This is a genomic window from Ercella succinigenes, assembly GCF_900002895.1.
In genome coordinates, this window is the sequence record NZ_CDHP01000001.1 from 73,395 (window position 1) to 89,625 (window position 16,231).

General features: G+C 37.4%; 10 protein-coding genes. 2 read left to right on the forward strand and 8 right to left on the reverse strand.

Features of this window, described 5'->3' with window-relative positions:
* Window positions 1–2 precede the first annotated feature (2 nt).
* From AC0KSB_RS00355 to AC0KSB_RS00375, 5 genes are all read right to left on the reverse strand, one after another.
* Entirely contained in the window at window positions 3–1,550 is a 1,548-nt protein-coding gene (locus tag AC0KSB_RS00355; RefSeq protein WP_472305675.1) for a cadherin-like beta sandwich domain-containing protein, read from the reverse strand.
* Window positions 1,551–1,603: 53 nt separating this feature from the next.
* Window positions 1,604–4,039 (reverse strand): dockerin type I domain-containing protein, encoded by a 2,436-nt coding sequence (locus AC0KSB_RS00360; protein ID WP_472305676.1) that lies wholly within the window; start codon window positions 4,037–4,039, stop codon window positions 1,604–1,606.
* A gap of 176 nt (window positions 4,040–4,215) precedes the next feature.
* Window positions 4,216–7,005 carry an N-acetylglucosaminidase gene (locus AC0KSB_RS00365; RefSeq protein ID WP_472305677.1) on the reverse strand — a complete coding sequence of 930 codons (2,790 nt, stop codon included), beginning with the start codon at window positions 7,003–7,005 and terminating at the stop codon, window positions 4,216–4,218.
* Window positions 7,006–7,077: 72 nt separating this feature from the next.
* Window positions 7,078–7,779 carry a 5'-deoxynucleotidase gene (yfbR, locus tag AC0KSB_RS00370; RefSeq protein WP_472305678.1) on the reverse strand — a complete coding sequence of 234 codons (702 nt, stop codon included), beginning with the start codon at window positions 7,777–7,779 and terminating at the stop codon, window positions 7,078–7,080.
* Window positions 7,780–7,873: 94 nt separating this feature from the next.
* Window positions 7,874–9,001 carry an HD domain-containing protein gene (locus AC0KSB_RS00375; protein WP_472305679.1) on the reverse strand — a complete coding sequence of 376 codons (1,128 nt, stop codon included), beginning with the start codon at window positions 8,999–9,001 and terminating at the stop codon, window positions 7,874–7,876.
* A gap of 389 nt (window positions 9,002–9,390) precedes the next feature.
* Here AC0KSB_RS00375 and AC0KSB_RS00380 point away from each other — a divergent pair, with 389 nt between their 5' ends.
* Window positions 9,391–11,148: a Na/Pi cotransporter family protein gene (locus AC0KSB_RS00380; protein WP_472305680.1), complete on the forward strand. Its 1,758-nt coding sequence runs from the start codon at window positions 9,391–9,393 to the stop codon at window positions 11,146–11,148.
* A 219-nt stretch (window positions 11,149–11,367) separates the two neighbouring features.
* Here AC0KSB_RS00380 and AC0KSB_RS00385 read toward each other — a convergent pair whose 3' ends face one another.
* Complete coding sequence (locus AC0KSB_RS00385; protein WP_472305681.1) at window positions 11,368–13,833, reverse strand: ATP-dependent helicase; 2,466 nt, start codon at window positions 13,831–13,833, stop codon at window positions 11,368–11,370.
* A 180-nt stretch (window positions 13,834–14,013) separates the two neighbouring features.
* Entirely contained in the window at window positions 14,014–14,553 is a 540-nt protein-coding gene (gene hpf / locus AC0KSB_RS00390; protein ID WP_472305682.1) for a ribosome hibernation-promoting factor, HPF/YfiA family, read from the reverse strand.
* Between the two features lie 167 nt (window positions 14,554–14,720).
* Between hpf and AC0KSB_RS00395 the strand changes: the two genes are divergently transcribed.
* Window positions 14,721–15,698: a glycosyltransferase family 2 protein gene (locus AC0KSB_RS00395; protein ID WP_472305683.1), complete on the forward strand. Its 978-nt coding sequence runs from the start codon at window positions 14,721–14,723 to the stop codon at window positions 15,696–15,698.
* A 36-nt stretch (window positions 15,699–15,734) separates the two neighbouring features.
* Here AC0KSB_RS00395 and cdd read toward each other — a convergent pair whose 3' ends face one another.
* Window positions 15,735–16,181, reverse strand: a complete 447-nt coding sequence (gene cdd / locus AC0KSB_RS00400) for a cytidine deaminase (protein ID WP_472305684.1) — start codon at window positions 16,179–16,181, stop codon at window positions 15,735–15,737.
* Window positions 16,182–16,231: the final 50 nt, after the last annotated feature.

Here is a 16,231-nt window from a genome sequence, read left to right on the forward strand (position 1 = left end):
AATTAGTCTACACGCCTTATTTTGGGTGGTTTTTCAATATAATCTTTTTTTCCGCCATTTTTAAGAGATTTTCCAGAACCACCTGGTCCACCACCATTACCGTTTTTGATCAAAGACCATACAAACAGACCTAGAAAAACAACTGCAATTATGCCGAGAATGATTGTTGATATCACATAAGGGTTGCTAAATACCGAAGAATCTTCCGGTTCCGGTGTTGGCTCCGGTGTTGGAACTGATGTCGGTTCCGGCGTCGGTTCTGGTTTACCAGGCAAAATATCATAAGGGAAAATCAATCTGGTGGATAATTGATATAGATAGAAACCTTTTTCACCCTTGGCATTTAATAAGTACAATAAATAAATATCGCCGTTTTGATCATTAATTCTAGAATTGTCAAAATCAGGCAAAGGTCTCCAACACTCAAAAACTTCCCCATCAATAGTTATGCTGGCTTCTGTAAAACCCGCTGGAATTTCCACACTCTCATCAGGTGTAATTCTTATAAAACTAGCACCAGGAACAGAAAGAATCGCAAATGGATAAAATTCGCCGGTTTCAGGATCATAAAAATAAAACCCTGACTCTGGGCCGTCATTGCTTAAATATAATAAAAACAAATCTCCTTGTATGGATTTGAATGCAGTAACCATTTGTCCGTTTATTTCAATCGTAGTTTTATAGAACCCGGCAGGTATTTCAACTTCTTCTGGTGGTTCGACAACAGCAAACTGACTGCCGTTTACTGTAACAGAAACAGGAGGGGTAGGTGTCGGTTCTGGGGTAGGCGTTGCTTCTGGAGTAGGTGTCGGACCCTGTCTATTGGCAGTTATAGTATAGGTATTAGTAGATCCGTTTTGCGCTGTCACAACCACCCTTATTGTATTTGCACCGTCCTTTAATCCTGTATTACCACTTACTGAAACAGATGCAGCAGGGTCTTCAGCTGCTGCCGAAACAACTATCCGATCAATTCCCATAGCAACCGGTAAAGAATAACTAAGCTGTCCTGGAGAAAAAGCCGGGCTTAGAACTCCCTGGTCAACGGATAAAGACTTTAGATTGGCATTGCCAGGCAAGGGAGCACGTATTTCAACACTTGTACTTGCACCAGTAGGCGGCCATTCTGTTAAAACTTCTGCACTACTGATAGAAAAAGCGGCATTACCTACAGCATTTGCCGTAAAAGTCATCTGAAAAAGATTAGCAGTCGTTGTACTTCCACCAAAGGCAGTAGCAATTACTTTATTACTAGATACCGTATTAGCTCCTGCAGTTGCAGCTGCAGACCTGTCACTAAAACCACTATATGAAACAATTGAAGGATCATAAGTAACTTCTATCATATAATTTTCCAGAGGCAAAGCCCGAGAAGCATTGACAGAAATAGTTATTGTACTGCCAAGGTCAACAGATCCCGAACTGGCAGAGATGCCCACACCTATACCTTCTGCAGCTACATTATCCGTTGCCACAGCCAGAGGTGCAAATATGGACAATAAAAAAACTATTGTCAAAGACAGGGTTAAAATATTTTTTCTGATTCTCATGCTTCCTCCATGATTATATAAATTAATAGATCGTCTCATTTGAAGCTATTATATCATTGCTGTATGTTTGCTTTCTGTAAAACATGATTAAAGATCTGATTGAGATCTGCCGAGGTCACTTTACCATTTTTATCTACATCAGCAGCTTTTTCATATGGCCCGCTTAAAGTAGAACGTTGCAGAACATGGTTAAATACTTGATTTAGATCTGCCGAAGTAATTCTACCATCTCCATTTGTATCTCCATAAACAACAATTGTGAAATTTTGCGTAACAAGATTTTCATATGAAATTCTTACAGTATTGCCTGTACCGATTGTGTTTGTCTGTGCTTTGCCGGCAGCATCTAAAACCTGTACCTGATAACCAGTAGGCACTCCTAGATTTGACACAAAATTTTCTACTGTTGTCAATGATTTTGCCGGATCAAGCCCGGTAATTATTGATCCGTCAACTCTAAATATGTTCTGATTAAATTGCAATGCAGGTATAGGATTTTGCGGCACATTTACATCAACAGGTACTGTCCCGTCTTTAGCCTTGCGTATGATACTAAATTTATACTCTCTTTTTGTACCTGCTTCAGAAGTGACTGTTATAATAATCACATTTGTTCCCGGCTTTAGTTCATATGTCCCAGAACCAGCAATCTTTGCTTTACTGTTAACCGGAGTACCGGTCAGTGTTATGGATGTAATATCATGGTTTACTGTAGAGCTATATTCTGTTTTTGCAGGATCAAAAGCAGGGCTAAGAACTATACCCCCTGTATTAACACTTTTAAGCCAGTTATTCTGACTGCGGGCATCAGTCGGCAAAGCAGCAGGCTGGTCAGGCATACCTGATATAACCGGTATGATAAATTCAAAACTATTGTTTAGCTGATTATTATCTCTATAGGCTCTATAAACATCAAAAGCCTCATTTCTAGGAGCGGCCAGATTACCCATATACTGGTGCCAGAATACACCATCATATTGGTCATCGAGATCAAATTTCTGAAGATACAAAGTATGCTGATTACGGTTAATATAGGAAGAACCGATAAACACCGCACCTCCCACTATGGAGCGCCAGGGACTGTCCCAAGGTATAAGGTATCTATCATCTGTCGCAGTCTGCTGCGCCTTTCGGTCAGGTCCGTATTTTGCATATTCCAGTCCGTTTCTGACAGGATTTGTTCCTTGACTGGCGCCTATATTATAAAAATTATATAGCCCGTTAAAAGGATCTCCAAAATTTCCTGTTACAGATCCGCTTTTAGTTACCCCTATTTCCAGACGTGATCTTGATGCCAGATGGTAGGGGCATACACCAGTTTTTTCTGCAGCCTCCATGAAAGCATCTACATAAGTTCCTGTTTTCGTAATGACCTTTCCACTAGCATCAAGAACAGGCTTATTATCCATGCCAATGACCTGATAAGTAAAAGTCTCACGTCCTTCTTCCATAAAAGTACCGGCCAGAATACTTGCGACACCTGAACGCTTATGCAAATCAGGATTATATTTTAGATTCTCAAACATGAAAATATACATCTCATCAAGCCAGTTTCTAGGATCAAGATAATGTGCTATGGTTGCCTGGTTAGCCATTACCCATGAATTGCTGTCATGCATAATCCATGTATCGTTAGCAAAATTAAAGGAATCGGAAGCATATGATTTCAGGGCATTACTTGAACTTGCAGGAATAAGACTACGCCCGGTTTTGCTTTGTTCTTTAAGAATCGTATTCCAGTCATATTTAGCGTCGATAAACATGGGAGTAAAAGTCCAATTAGGATATTTGGCATGCAAAGTTCTTAGAGCAGGCCAGTAACTTGACGGAAAACCTAGTGATTTAAGATACTCATCATATTCATTATTAACAGGAGCATCTTCGTTTAGCATTACAAGTCCTGCATTAATAAAACCATTAAGCTCTTTACCGTTAGCTTGCGTATAAGTTACGCTGTACCATTGATTGCCGTAATTGCTTACATTCTGTCCTGTGATCTGTGTTTTCACATAAACAGATGTGCCCAAAGGAAGCGTCGCAACAACACTTGATGTCGTCGTAGCCTGCTGCCGCATATTAACACTGCTACCTGATACTTTTCCCCATCTGTCTATTTTTGTTTCAGCACTAACAGATGAATTACTATCAAAAACAGGCCCTATCTGAATGAGTGTTATTGTCAAAATAAGAGCAAAAATAAAAATACGCAAGCTATTAAATGAAAATAATATTTTTTTAACTAAAGACTTTGAAATATTGCTATCGGCAAGCATTTTGCTAATAAAAGGTTTATTTTGTAATAAGTTTGAAATATTTGCAGAATCAAAATCAGCAGCAGACTTTTTCTCGGATTTATTAATCCGGAAATTTTTTTGCCTGCCTGATTCTGTCAAAATCTGATCATCATCCGTTTTTCTAACTTTATTATCATTATTCCTATGTCTTAAACAGCTTTTATCAGTATTTATGCTGTTTTTATTCTTCTTCACGTGCATGGACCTCCTTCGGGCATTGACCAGCCAATGCATGTATACCGAATTCATTCTAGCATAGTAGTGTGCCAGCTATATTACACGTATTTTATATTTTCAAAATATTTCAAAAATCTCCTTTTCTATACTTAACTAATTATCTTGCCAAAATTTAGCAAACACATATTTGCAAGCTATGGCCAGACAGGAAATTGTTCTGGTAGATTATCAAAAACTGGTATTTTGAAGACAAAAGGTTGATCCAGTAATTCTAGCTCATCATAAGCGCGATAAGTTCTGCGTCCCTCAGCCCATGCCATCTGAATGTTTTGAGCATACTGGCGAACAAACAAGTCAGGATCAGCTATCAGATCAAATTTTTGCCCATACAAGGTATCTTGTCCTATTGCAACATAACGGTCTGCAATCCATACAGCGCCGCCTTTAATCGCTCTCTCAGGAGTGTTCCATGGAATCAGCCATCTTTGCTCATCTTCATCCAGTTCAACCGTTAAAGGATCTTTACCAAATTGAGCGAAGCGGGCTCCATTTATTAATGCACCATTTTCAACAGAAGGATTTGGAGTTGAGCCTATATTGTAAAAATTATATATGCCTTCATAACCAGATAATTCACCATGTGCAAGCACCGACTGCCCTTGAGGCCCCATTTCCTGGAGAATTTTAGCTGCTACAAAAAACGGACTTATATTTGCATTCTGTCCAGCTCTATAAATTAAGTCAGCATAATCTATTTCCTGACTATCCGAAGACATAAAGGTTCCCTGAAGCATCGCTTCAACCCCCTCTACAGTGTGTAAACTATCTTCAAATTGAAGTGATTCAAATTGAAAAATATCAAGTGGAGTTAATGCATGTCTGGGGTCACCAAAATACGCTATTACTTCTGTAGCTGCAGCTTTCCAGGAAACACCATCGTAAACCGGACTGTCTTCTTTTACCCAGTGAGCAGGACTATAATTGGCATCAACAAGGTTTTTGTCACGATTATCTTGTGCTTCCATAAAATCAAGCCAGTTAATGCCTGTATTATCTGCTATGAACTGCCATTGAGGCTGAATTAAGTGAATAGCCCACAAGGGAGTCCTGTAGGTAAAAGGAAAAGCTTCCAACACTTCATGATAACCATTTTCTGCAGGTGGTCTGAGAATTGAAAGTTCATAAATATTAGTTATACCTTTAAATCCTGAAATCTTAAGTTGCAGTAAATTGACAGATGGTGCAAGCTCTATAGTATCATTTGATTCTAATATAACCGAGGTTCCATCTTCATAATTTATAGTTATTTCCAAGTCAGCTGCACTGCCTTCAATTGTCCATGCATCGAAAGCTAAATTTGTGGTTGAACTATCAACATACAAGCCGTATATATTATCGTCATTATTAAAAGAAGGTGCATAGGCCAGCGGCTGACCTCCTGAAGTTTCCAGATTCAAAGCAGCAAGCCGGCTGTCTATTTGTATTAGAGAATAATTTTCTGCAGGCTGCCAGATATTTTGATCATTCTCGTCTTTTATTAAAATCTGATCTTCAGCATTATCAATAACAGCGATATAGCGTGCGGGCTCTTCTTTTGTCAGAGCAACCGTTTCTGCTGCAGCCAAAGAATAATGCAGCGCTGTTTGCTGGTCTTTGTCAGAACGTGAAATTTTTACATAATAGCTTGTTTGATTTTCAGTTAACAAGGGTTGTTCATTCTGATTTGCATTCATAAGAGAAAGCGGCAGCAAATCTTTTTCTCCGCCTTGATAACGTAAAGCAGCAGAGAGGTTTTCACGACTTATAGACTCTGCAACCTGCTCACCCATAATATTGAACATAGTCAATTCCAAGTCAGCATCAGCTTGGAATAATGTAAGCATAGGTATATTATCTTCAACATCTAATCTAAACCAAGCTTCATTTATATAATTTATTTGATTTTCCTGTCTATTAGCTTGGTCTTCCAGAGATTGCCCAGGTATACTTTGAGCACTTATCTGTCCTTCTTCAAGTGGTTGTACATCCGGAACAATAAAACTATCCAAGCTTACCCATTGACCTCTGCCGTCACTTGTCTGAATGAGATAATCTATTTTATGAAGTCCTGGAGTTTCGTATCTTGTATCCCAATAAACAGTATAAACATCCGCATTTGCTGTGTCCTGCTTTATTTGGTCAATCTGCTGCTGTTGCTTGATTAAATCATAAGAAAAGCTTTGTTGCAAAGCACCATTGGAAAATAGTTTTAGTCTTGCCTCTTCTCCTGATAATCTAATTTCAGCTGATATAGGTAATAGCCCGATGATTCTTTCATTCTCTTCAGGCAAATCTGAAACCATTGTCAAAGTTCTAATTTGTGTGGCCGATGCAAAATCAGGCAAAGTACCAGGTATTTCAGCCGCTTTCATAAGATAGTCTATCCAGGCTAAACGGCTGGAATTTTGCTGTAAAATTAATTTTGACTCTTCTTTTTCCTCTGCAGTTATCTCTTGTCCGAAAACAACACTATAGCTGTCCTTTACAAACTGCTCATCATCAACTTGATTGGCAAGATAAATTGGTGAGATAAAAAGTCTTGTCATGTAGTCAGGCAGTTCATGTTGGCCTGAAAGGATTTGAGTTATCCAAATGTCTTCTCCAGGCTGATCAAGAAGATCTTGACCACGCAAAATGATTTCTCTAATTTCTTTTGTTCTATTTTCATAAATGTCAATTATCTTATCATTGCTATTATAATCGTTTGTTGAAAACAAATCATATTTTATAACACCGCTGATTATTGTGATAATGAACAATATAGTACTTATAATAAGACCAGGCAATATTCGTATTTGCCTTTTTCTTAATCTTTTATATCTAAGTTCAGCCGCAATCGAAGAGTCTGCTTTATTATCGACTCCTTCAACCAATGACTGTAATTTATCATCATTCAAAACTTTTTTTACTGAATCTTTTTCCGACCCATTCATATTCAGTTTCAATACAATCTACCTCTTAGCAATTAAATTTTGATATTATTTTTCATTAGAAAACCTGCCTGAAAAATTAATCAGTCAATTGTTTGCATCTATTTCGCTCAATTGGTCAAGCGTCAGGCTATAAGAAGGCAAAAAGACTTGCAGAAAATATTCGACTTCCGGAAGTTTAAATCTATTTAACGCTTGTTCAAGACTTATTTTTGCCTGCAAAAATTCAGGGTTTCCTGCTTTTTCTTCATCCAGACATTTTATATATGCACTTAATTTGTCAGCTGCCTTAACAAATTTCAGTGCAGCTTCCATCTCAGCGGAATTTGCTTTGGGCATAAGCAGTTCTCTATAAACATCCTGCAAATCCACAGGTAGCATTGTCAGTAATTTTTCAGAAGCAACCTCTTCAACAGTTTTATAAGCTTTTTTAATTTGCGGATTAAAATATTTCACGGGAGTTGGTAAATCACCAGTCAAAATTTCACTGGCATCATGAAACATCCCTAAAAGCGCTACCTTTTCAGGTTCTGGCGATATACTATTATCTGCAAAAAATTTTTTTCTAAAAACAGCCAAAGCATGAGCTATCAAAGCAACCTGCATTGAGTGCTCTTGTATATTTTCTTTTTCAGTATTTCGCATAAGTCCCCAACGATTTATGTACCGCATACGATGCATCATTGCAAAAAAATGATGTGCCTCATCCTCGGTCACCATATCAGACAACTTTTCTGATTCTATGTTTAATTGTTCATTGTCCTGATTGCTATTAAATGTATTTTCCATATTGAACAAACCTCTTTTCTGAAAAGTTCAACGTCATGAACCTAATTGACACTACCCATAGCTAAAGCAAGGGGTTTTACGACACTATCTATAATTATATCCAGTAAATCGTTTCGAATTTTTTAGTAGCATAATTATCAGACATCCCTGCTATATAATCAGATATTCTGCGGGCTACCGGTTCTGCATCAGGGGCTGGATGCTGTTTCAAATATTGAGCAAGACCTGCAAGAGTTCCATTTTTACTTCGTGACAATTTTTCAGGATCAGATGCAGCTTGTAAAAGAGCCTCAAATAATCCTTCTATGACATTCTCGGCCATTTTTTCATATCTGGCTATTTTTTCTGATCTGTAAATCCGGTTGAAATTTTCTTTAAGCAGCTCTTCCATACTTTCCCCTTTTTCAGAACTAAGAATAATTGCATCTTTATCATAGCTATTGGCTATGATATCAGTAACCAAGGTATTAATTATTTCTCCATTTGTTCTGCCAAGAGTAGTACGTATAGCTGCAGGCAGATCATCAAACTCCATTATACCTGCCCTGGCGGCATCCTCTATATCACGTCCAACATAAGCAATTTTATCTGCCATCCTTACTACACAACCTTCAAGAGTTGCTGGTGTTCCATGACACAATGCCTGTTCAATAAGCTCATCGTCTTTTTTACTCCTATTTGGCCTAAGAGAAAACTCATTATATCTTTCACCACAATGGCTTGCTATTCCATCTCTTACTTCAAACGTAAGATTTAGACCTCTTTTATCATTTTTCTCTGCCAGATAATCGACTACACGCAAGCTGTGCAGTTCATGCTGGAAAATAAGTCCATTATCTACTTTTTGCAAGCAACGGTTGAGAACCTTTTCGCCTGTATGTCCAAAAGGGGCATGTCCAAGATCATGTCCCAATGCTATCGCCTGTATAAGATCTGAATTAAGACCCAAAGCTCTACCTATAGTATTTGCGATATAATTAACATAAATGACATGTTCCATTCTCGTACATATATGATCATTCTGTGGATTAAAAAAGACTTGTGTTTTATGTCTAAGCCTTCTAAAGTCCATAGAAAATATAATTCTTCCCGCATCTCTTTCAAAATCTGTTCTGACTGTACATTTTTCCTGCTGTTTAATTCGCCCACGAGTATTAACACTTTTTGTAGCAAAGCGACTCATGGTACATTCTTGTTCTTCCTTGAGAATCCTCGGCAACATATTGATACCTCTTTCAATTTATCAGGAATTTTCCAGTCAATTCTCATTCAACGGCTTCTTTGTATTAATATTTAACACTTTATATCTCTAAATTTTATGTTTCTGACAAATTTAATTATATCATAATCCTTAAAACGCATGTTTTTATAGAATAACAAATATATTTTTTCGCATTAGACGGTTATCAAGAGATATTTGTCATTTAATCTTTCTTCCAAATTGGATATAAGTCATGATTTTACTTGATTTTTCCAATCTGGAATAATCTAGAAATTTCGAAAAATCCATTGTATCTGAGCCTGAACTTAGATAAAATTGTAAGCGTTTGGTTATTTCCAAGTTAACTGCCTGATGGCAAATTTCAAACATGACTTCAAAGGAGTTTATAAATGAACATAGAAGCTATTTTTGCTTTATTTGGTGGTCTTGCTCTGTTTATATTCGGTATGAATCAAATGGGCGAAGGACTGCAAAAGTCAGCTGGTGATAAAATGCGAAATATTCTCGCAATGCTTACCGGCACACCATTAAAAGCGGTTCTTGTAGGTGCACTTGTTACTGTAATAGTACAAAGTTCATCTGCTACTACGGTTATGGTAGTTGGATTTGTAAGTGCAGGTTTGATGACACTTAAACAGTCTATTGGTGTTATTATGGGTGCCAATATAGGTACAACCATTACCGCCTGGATTGTAGCAACCAAAATTGATGAATACGCCTGGCTTTTCGTTGCAATCGGTTTTATCATGATGTTTTTTATAAAAAAGCCTAAGGTAAGGTATTTAGGCCAGATTATATTTGCTTTTGGTCTCCTATTTGTAGGACTTAACAGCATGGGCGCTGCTATGAAACCTTTATCAAAAAGCCCTGAGTTTGCTCAATTGCTGCTCAACATAAAAGATATCCCTGTACTTGGTGTAATTGTAGGTGCTGTTTCAACTGTGGTTGTACAAAGTTCCTCCGCAGCAATCGGTGTTTTACAGACACTGGGAAGCACATCTACTGATGATCTTGGTACACCTCTTATCACACTTTACCAAGCAGTACCAATATTACTCGGAAGCAATATCGGTACAACTATTACAGCCTTGTTAGCTACTATCGGAGGTTCACGCGATGCCAAAAGAGCTGCAGCTGCACATGCTGTTTTTAATGTTTTTGGTTCTGTTGTATTCCTTTTCCTTCTAAGGCCTTATACACATTTAGTTAATTTTATTCTAGGTGTCTTAGGTGTTACACGAATACCAGATGCTAATACAGGCATTGCGGGAATGGTAACGCCAATTGCCGATTCAATGAGAGAAAGTATCGCTATCTCCCATACAGTATTTAATGTCGTAAATACTTTGCTCTGGCTGCCCTTTGTCTGGCTAATGGTTAAAATAGTAACCAATATCGTAAGAGGTGAAGACCCTGTTGTGCATAAACGTTTGGCATATCTTGATTATAAGGTAGTTAACAATCCGGCTATTTCTATCGATCTAGCGACAAAAGAACTGGCAAGAATGACTGAAATAGCTACGACAATGGCTAGGGATGCTCACAGTATAATAAATAAGTATGAAAAAGAGCTGGAAGTAAAGATTTTTGCCAATGAAGATACGCTTGATTATCTGGAAAATGAGATAGTAAGATATCTTTCGCATATTTTTCAGTCTTCTATGCTTACAGAATCAGATTCTGTACGAATAGCAGGACTAATGCATGCGACAAATGATATTGAACGTATAGGTGATTATTGTAGTAATATTTGTGACAGTGCATTGCAAATGAAAGAGAAAGATCTTCACTTCTCTGCTCAGGCGACGAAGGAATTAAATGAAGCTTTTGGTCTGGTGGAAGAAATAGTAAATGAAACCATTCTTGCGCTGAGAAATACAGATCTTGTAATAGCAGGCAAAATAATGAGTCATGAAGACGAAATCGATAGCATGGAAGACAGACTGCGTGAAAGCCATATGGAACGCTTAAATAACGGTGAATGCAATCCCAAAACGACTGTTCTTTTCCTTGAAATACTTCATACAATGGAGCGTATCGGTGATCACTGTCAGAATATAGCAGAGGTTGTTATCAGTGGTCGGGATTATAAAGTTCATAGCTTTAACCCAGAAAGAGAAAAATCTGTTCAGGAAGTAGATAACTGAAACCGATTCAATGATTATCTGCATCGAAGAATGAACAAAAATTTAACAAAAGATAATTTCTTGAATCGGGTAGGATCCCGGTCATTATTTGACCGGGAGACCTCCCACACCACCGCACACCTTTGAAAAGCTGCCTTCTGGTATGATTACCGGAAGGCAGCTTTTTTATCAGTTTTTCTATGCTATTAATAAGATCTATTTTAACTTTTTTTAGATAGTTCAGGCTTTTTCCAAAGGAGCCATTTTTGCCATTAATCTTTTCACACCTACATTGTCGAAATCAACAACCAAAATAGCATCTCCTGCAACAGGTGTAATTTGTTCTATTCTGCCTATACCAAATTTACGATGCTTTACTTTATCTCCGCGATGCAAGGTTGATACATCTATGCCTGTATTTTTCTTTTCAACGGCAGAATTAGAGCTATTAGTTGATGAGGAGGCAAATAATGGTTTTCTTTGTGGAGCAGGGGCTCCAGGGAAAGGACTTCTGCCTGACCCACCTGTAAAAATAGAGTTTGACTGATTTCCTGTTTCCAGTTTGTTTTTTGCATTACTGAAAGATGATGTGCTTTCTCGTGTACCCCCTATCTCTTCCAGATACTGTAAAGGAATTTCTTGAACAAAAGGTGAAACTCTAAAAGCCTGGGTTTGACCAAAAATAAGTCTTGTTTTTGCTGTTGTTATATATAATTTTCTGCAAGCTCTGGTTATTGCGACATAAGCCAATCGCCGTTCTTCTTCAATTGCAGCTTCACTCTCCAGTGATCTATACCCTGGGAAAAGACCTTCTTCAACACCGATGACAAATACCGTTTCAAATTCCAAACCTTTTGCACTGTGTATAGTCATCAACCTTACATAGTCTTGATCCTTGTCATCATCCATATCAGCATATAAAGTTGCCCTTTCAAGATATGAAGAGAGAACTGAAGTAAGACTTGTATCTTCATCTTGATCCTCATCAGAAAGAAGTTCGGGATTTTCTTGTTTTAACTTAATCTGCTCATAGTAATTATTTGAAAACTCAACAGCATCAGATAAGAGTTCTTTAAGATTTTCTATACGGTCAACAGAATCTGATATACCTGCCTTTTCCTGCTGGTCTATTATTTCCTGAATCAAACCGCTTTCATTTTCTACTAATTCAGTCAATTCAGCTAAAGAGACTTCATCTTGTGCCATTGCTTTACGAAATCTGGCAATAAGCTCATAAAACATTAGTAATCTGCCACTAGCTCTTGCCAATTCAGGATATTGCATAGCCTGCCCACATACCTCCAGCGGAGTCTGGTTGGTGCGCGCAGATATTGACTCTATTGCCGCTATAGTAGCATCACCAATACCTCTCCTGGGCGTATTTATTATTCTGGAAAAAGAAATTCTATCCTCAGGCAACAATACTAAACGCAGATAGGCAAGAACATCTTTGATTTCTTTACGATCATAAAATCGTGTTCCCCCAAAAATTTTGTATGGGATGCCCTGCTCTCGCAAAGCAAATTCAAGATTTCTCGACAAGGCATTAACTCTATACAATATTGCCATCTGTCCAAATGGAAGCTCATGATTTTTTTTGCCAGCTTGTCTTACTATTTCTCTGGCAACATATCTGGCTTCCTCACTCTGATTATCTCCTCGATAAAAAGTAATTAAATCACCATCAGGCAATTCTGTCCTCAATTGTTTACTTTTACGTCCACGATTATTTTTTATAACAGCATTGGCAGCTTGTAATACGTGATTTGTAGATCTATAATTTTGTTCCAGCTTAATGACGGTACAATTCTTAAAATCTTTTTCAAAATCGAGAATGTTTTGTATATTAGCTCCTCTAAAACTATATATAGATTGGTCATCATCGCCTACAACGCAAAGGTTCTTATGCATTGCTGATAAAAGGTGAACAAGCTTATATTGAGCATGATTTGTATCCTGATATTCATCAACCAAAATATATTGAAATTTACTCTGATATTCTCTCAAAACATCTTTATTATTTTCCAGCAAACTTACAGCCTCAAACAGAATATCGTCAAAATCCATGCTATTATTACGTTTAAGCTCATGTTGATACATTTTGTATACTTGAGCCACTTTTTCCTGAATAAAATCAGAACCTGCTTCCCGTGCAAATTGTTCAACACCTATAAGTGCGTTTTTAGCAGAGCTTATTTTCCCGTGTACCATTCTTACCGGGAATTTTTTATCATCTAAAGATAATTCCTTAAAGCACTGTTTTACAATTCTTTTTTGATCCTCGCTATCCAGAATAGTGAAATGTGAAGTATAACCTATTCTATCAGCATATCGCCTTAGCATTCTAAGCAGCATAGAATGAAAAGTTCCGATCCACATTGATGAGCTAACTGAACCTATAAGCGATTCTATTCGGCTTTTCATCTCAGCTGCAGCTTTATTAGTAAAAGTAATAGCTAATATTGAAGATGGCCGGACATTTTTCACCTGTACCAACCAGGCAATTCTATGTGTTATAACTCTTGTTTTACCTGAACCGGCACCAGCCAGAATCAGTAAAGGACCGTCCTGATGCTTAACAGCCTCGGCCTGCTGCGGATTTAACCCCTTAAGCAGTTTATCTGATATATCTCGGATTTTATCAGATTTGTCCGATCCGGTTGAATTATCAGATTGTGGAATAAGCAGCTGATCAAATAAGTCCATTAAAAACACCTCATATAATATAGTCTTAATAAAGCCTTGATAAATTACAAGACAAAACAATCGTTCTGCCATTATACAAGAAGATGTGATAAATGTGTACCCAAAAAACTACATAAAAAGAGCTGTCTTCTGAGAATTAAATACTCAAAGACAGCTCCTAAAACTATATTATTTATTATATTAATAATTAGGTTCTATTAAACCGTAGTTTCCATCCTTCCTTTTATAAACTACGCAAACTTTATCTGTTTCCATATCCAAATAGAGCAGGAAGCTGTGTCCTAGCATCTCCATTTGCAGTACAGCTTCATCGGCATCCATAGGTGCCAGATCAAACGATTTTCTTTTTATAATTGTAGGTTCTTCCGGTTCCTGTTCCTCCGGAGTAAGAGCTTCAGTTTTCAAATACTCTTTCATATAAGCATAATCATGTATTCTCTTTTCAATTTTGGTTTTATGCTTACGGATCTGTCCTTCCATAACTTCTACAGCCTGATCCAGAGCTGAAAACACATCAGCTGCTACCGCTTCAGCGCGATAATAATGGTTTTGAATTTTGAGGGTTACCTCTATACATTTAAGTTCGGCCTCAGGTCTTACTTTTACATTTGCAACTGCCTCATCACCAAAAAAGCGGTGGAATTTGCCAAGCTTATCCTCAATTTTCTTTTGCAGCTGATCGCCTACTTTAATACCTTTTCCGTGAATGTTGATCTTCATGATGACTGCTCCCTTCTGATTCGTATTTTGTCCTTAGATGTCATGCTCCTTTCATTTCATGAATCTTACTACTATTATAAACGATTATAAAGAATCACATGTAACAGACAAGACTTTTTATTATTGCTCAATCTGATATAATAATAGTGTTGTGCTGGAGGTATGACATGAAAAAAATTGAGATTTCTTTGGTTGTACCTCTTTTTAACGAAGAAGAGGTTATAGAAAGTACACACTCCCGATTGATTGATCTGATGAACAGTCAAACCGAGAGTTTTGAGCTTATATATATAAACGACGGCAGTACTGACCTTACGGCATCCATTGTTAGAGATTATTGCAATACTGATAATAGAGTTAAAATGATTTCTTTTTCCCGTAACTTTGGACATCAGACAGCTATCACTGCCGGTATGGATCATGCCGCAGGAGATGCCGTCGTTATAATTGATGCCGACCTTCAGGATCCACCTGAGATTATACCTGAGATGATTAAATTATGGAAGCAAGGCTATCAGGTGGTTTATGGCAGGCGAATCAAACGTGATGGGGAAACCAGATTCAAAAAATTCACTGCCAGATTTTTTTACAGATTACTGCATCGTTTAACTGATGTTGATATTCCTGTAGATGTGGGCGACTTTCGTCTTATTGATGCTTGTGTAAGAGATGCTTTGCTAAAAGTTCCTGAGCACAACCGCTATGTGAGAGGATTAATAAGCTGGCTTGGCTTCAAACAAACTTTTGTTGATTATGTTAGGGAGCCTCGCTATGCAGGCAAATCAAAGTATCCTTTTGGCAAAATGCTGCGTCTTGCCGCCGATGGTATAACTTCATTTTCATACAAACCGCTGAAATTAGGTATTACACTTGGCATAATTCTATCGGTGTTTAGTCTGATTCTAACTTTTACTGTTTTTATTTCGAGACTTTTTGATCTTGTCTGGATGGAGCCAGGCTATGCTTCGCTTATGTGTGTGATACTATTCTTTTTTGGAATTGTTTTAATTATCTTAGGCATCATAGGTGAATATATTGCCAGAATTTTCGAAGAAGTAAAAGGTAGGCCTTTATATATTATTTGTGATAAAGCAGGTTGTTTCGAGCGCGAGGGACGCGATAGATCCTATAACAAAGAAAGTTAATTTGCAAAACAGTTTACTTTTCTGATTGTTTTGATATTATTTACTGTCCCTGTTTACTGAAAGAATAAATGCTGATGGTAATAGTTCATCCATTTTATAATTTTTATAATTTCCATCTGGTTTTGCAGAGATGAGCTGGAAATTTTCGGAAGCAAATTCAGACATTACTTGTCGACATATGCCACAAGGACTGCAAAAATCATTATCGTCACATACTACAGCAAGCTTTTTTATTTTACTTGCACCTTCTGATATTGCTTTGAAAATCGCTGTTCTTTCGGCACAACAGGTAGCTCCATAGGAAGAGTTTTCAACGTTACAGCCGGTATGAATATTATTCATATCATCAATAACAGCTGCACCTACTCTGAATTTTGAATAAGGAGCATATGCCTTATCTTTTGCCGAAATTGCTTTCTTAATTAATTCTTTTTCGGATATCGGCAAAGATTTACTCTGAGTAGACTCATTTATTTTATTCATAAAATTACCTCTTTTCTAAAAAAGACAGTCCCCTGCGATCTTACATCAAC

Excerpts from the sequence above, each read along its gene's own strand:
- AC0KSB_RS00355 (WP_472305675.1), bottom strand. The coding sequence starts at position 1,550 with ATGAGAATCAGAAAAAATATTTTAACCCTGTCTTTGACAATAGTTTTT.
- yfbR (WP_472305678.1), bottom strand. The coding sequence starts at position 7,779 with ATGGAAAATACATTTAATAGCAATCAGGACAATGAACAATTAAACATA.
- AC0KSB_RS00375 (WP_472305679.1), bottom strand. The coding sequence starts at position 9,001 with ATGTTGCCGAGGATTCTCAAGGAAGAACAAGAATGTACCATGAGTCGC.
- AC0KSB_RS00380 (WP_472305680.1), top strand. The coding sequence starts at position 9,391 with ATGAACATAGAAGCTATTTTTGCTTTATTTGGTGGTCTTGCTCTGTTT.
- AC0KSB_RS00385 (WP_472305681.1), bottom strand. The coding sequence starts at position 13,833 with ATGGACTTATTTGATCAGCTGCTTATTCCACAATCTGATAATTCAACC.
- hpf (WP_472305682.1), bottom strand. The coding sequence starts at position 14,553 with ATGAAGATCAACATTCACGGAAAAGGTATTAAAGTAGGCGATCAGCTG.
- AC0KSB_RS00395 (WP_472305683.1), top strand. The coding sequence starts at position 14,721 with ATGAAAAAAATTGAGATTTCTTTGGTTGTACCTCTTTTTAACGAAGAA.
- cdd (WP_472305684.1), bottom strand. The coding sequence starts at position 16,181 with ATGAATAAAATAAATGAGTCTACTCAGAGTAAATCTTTGCCGATATCC.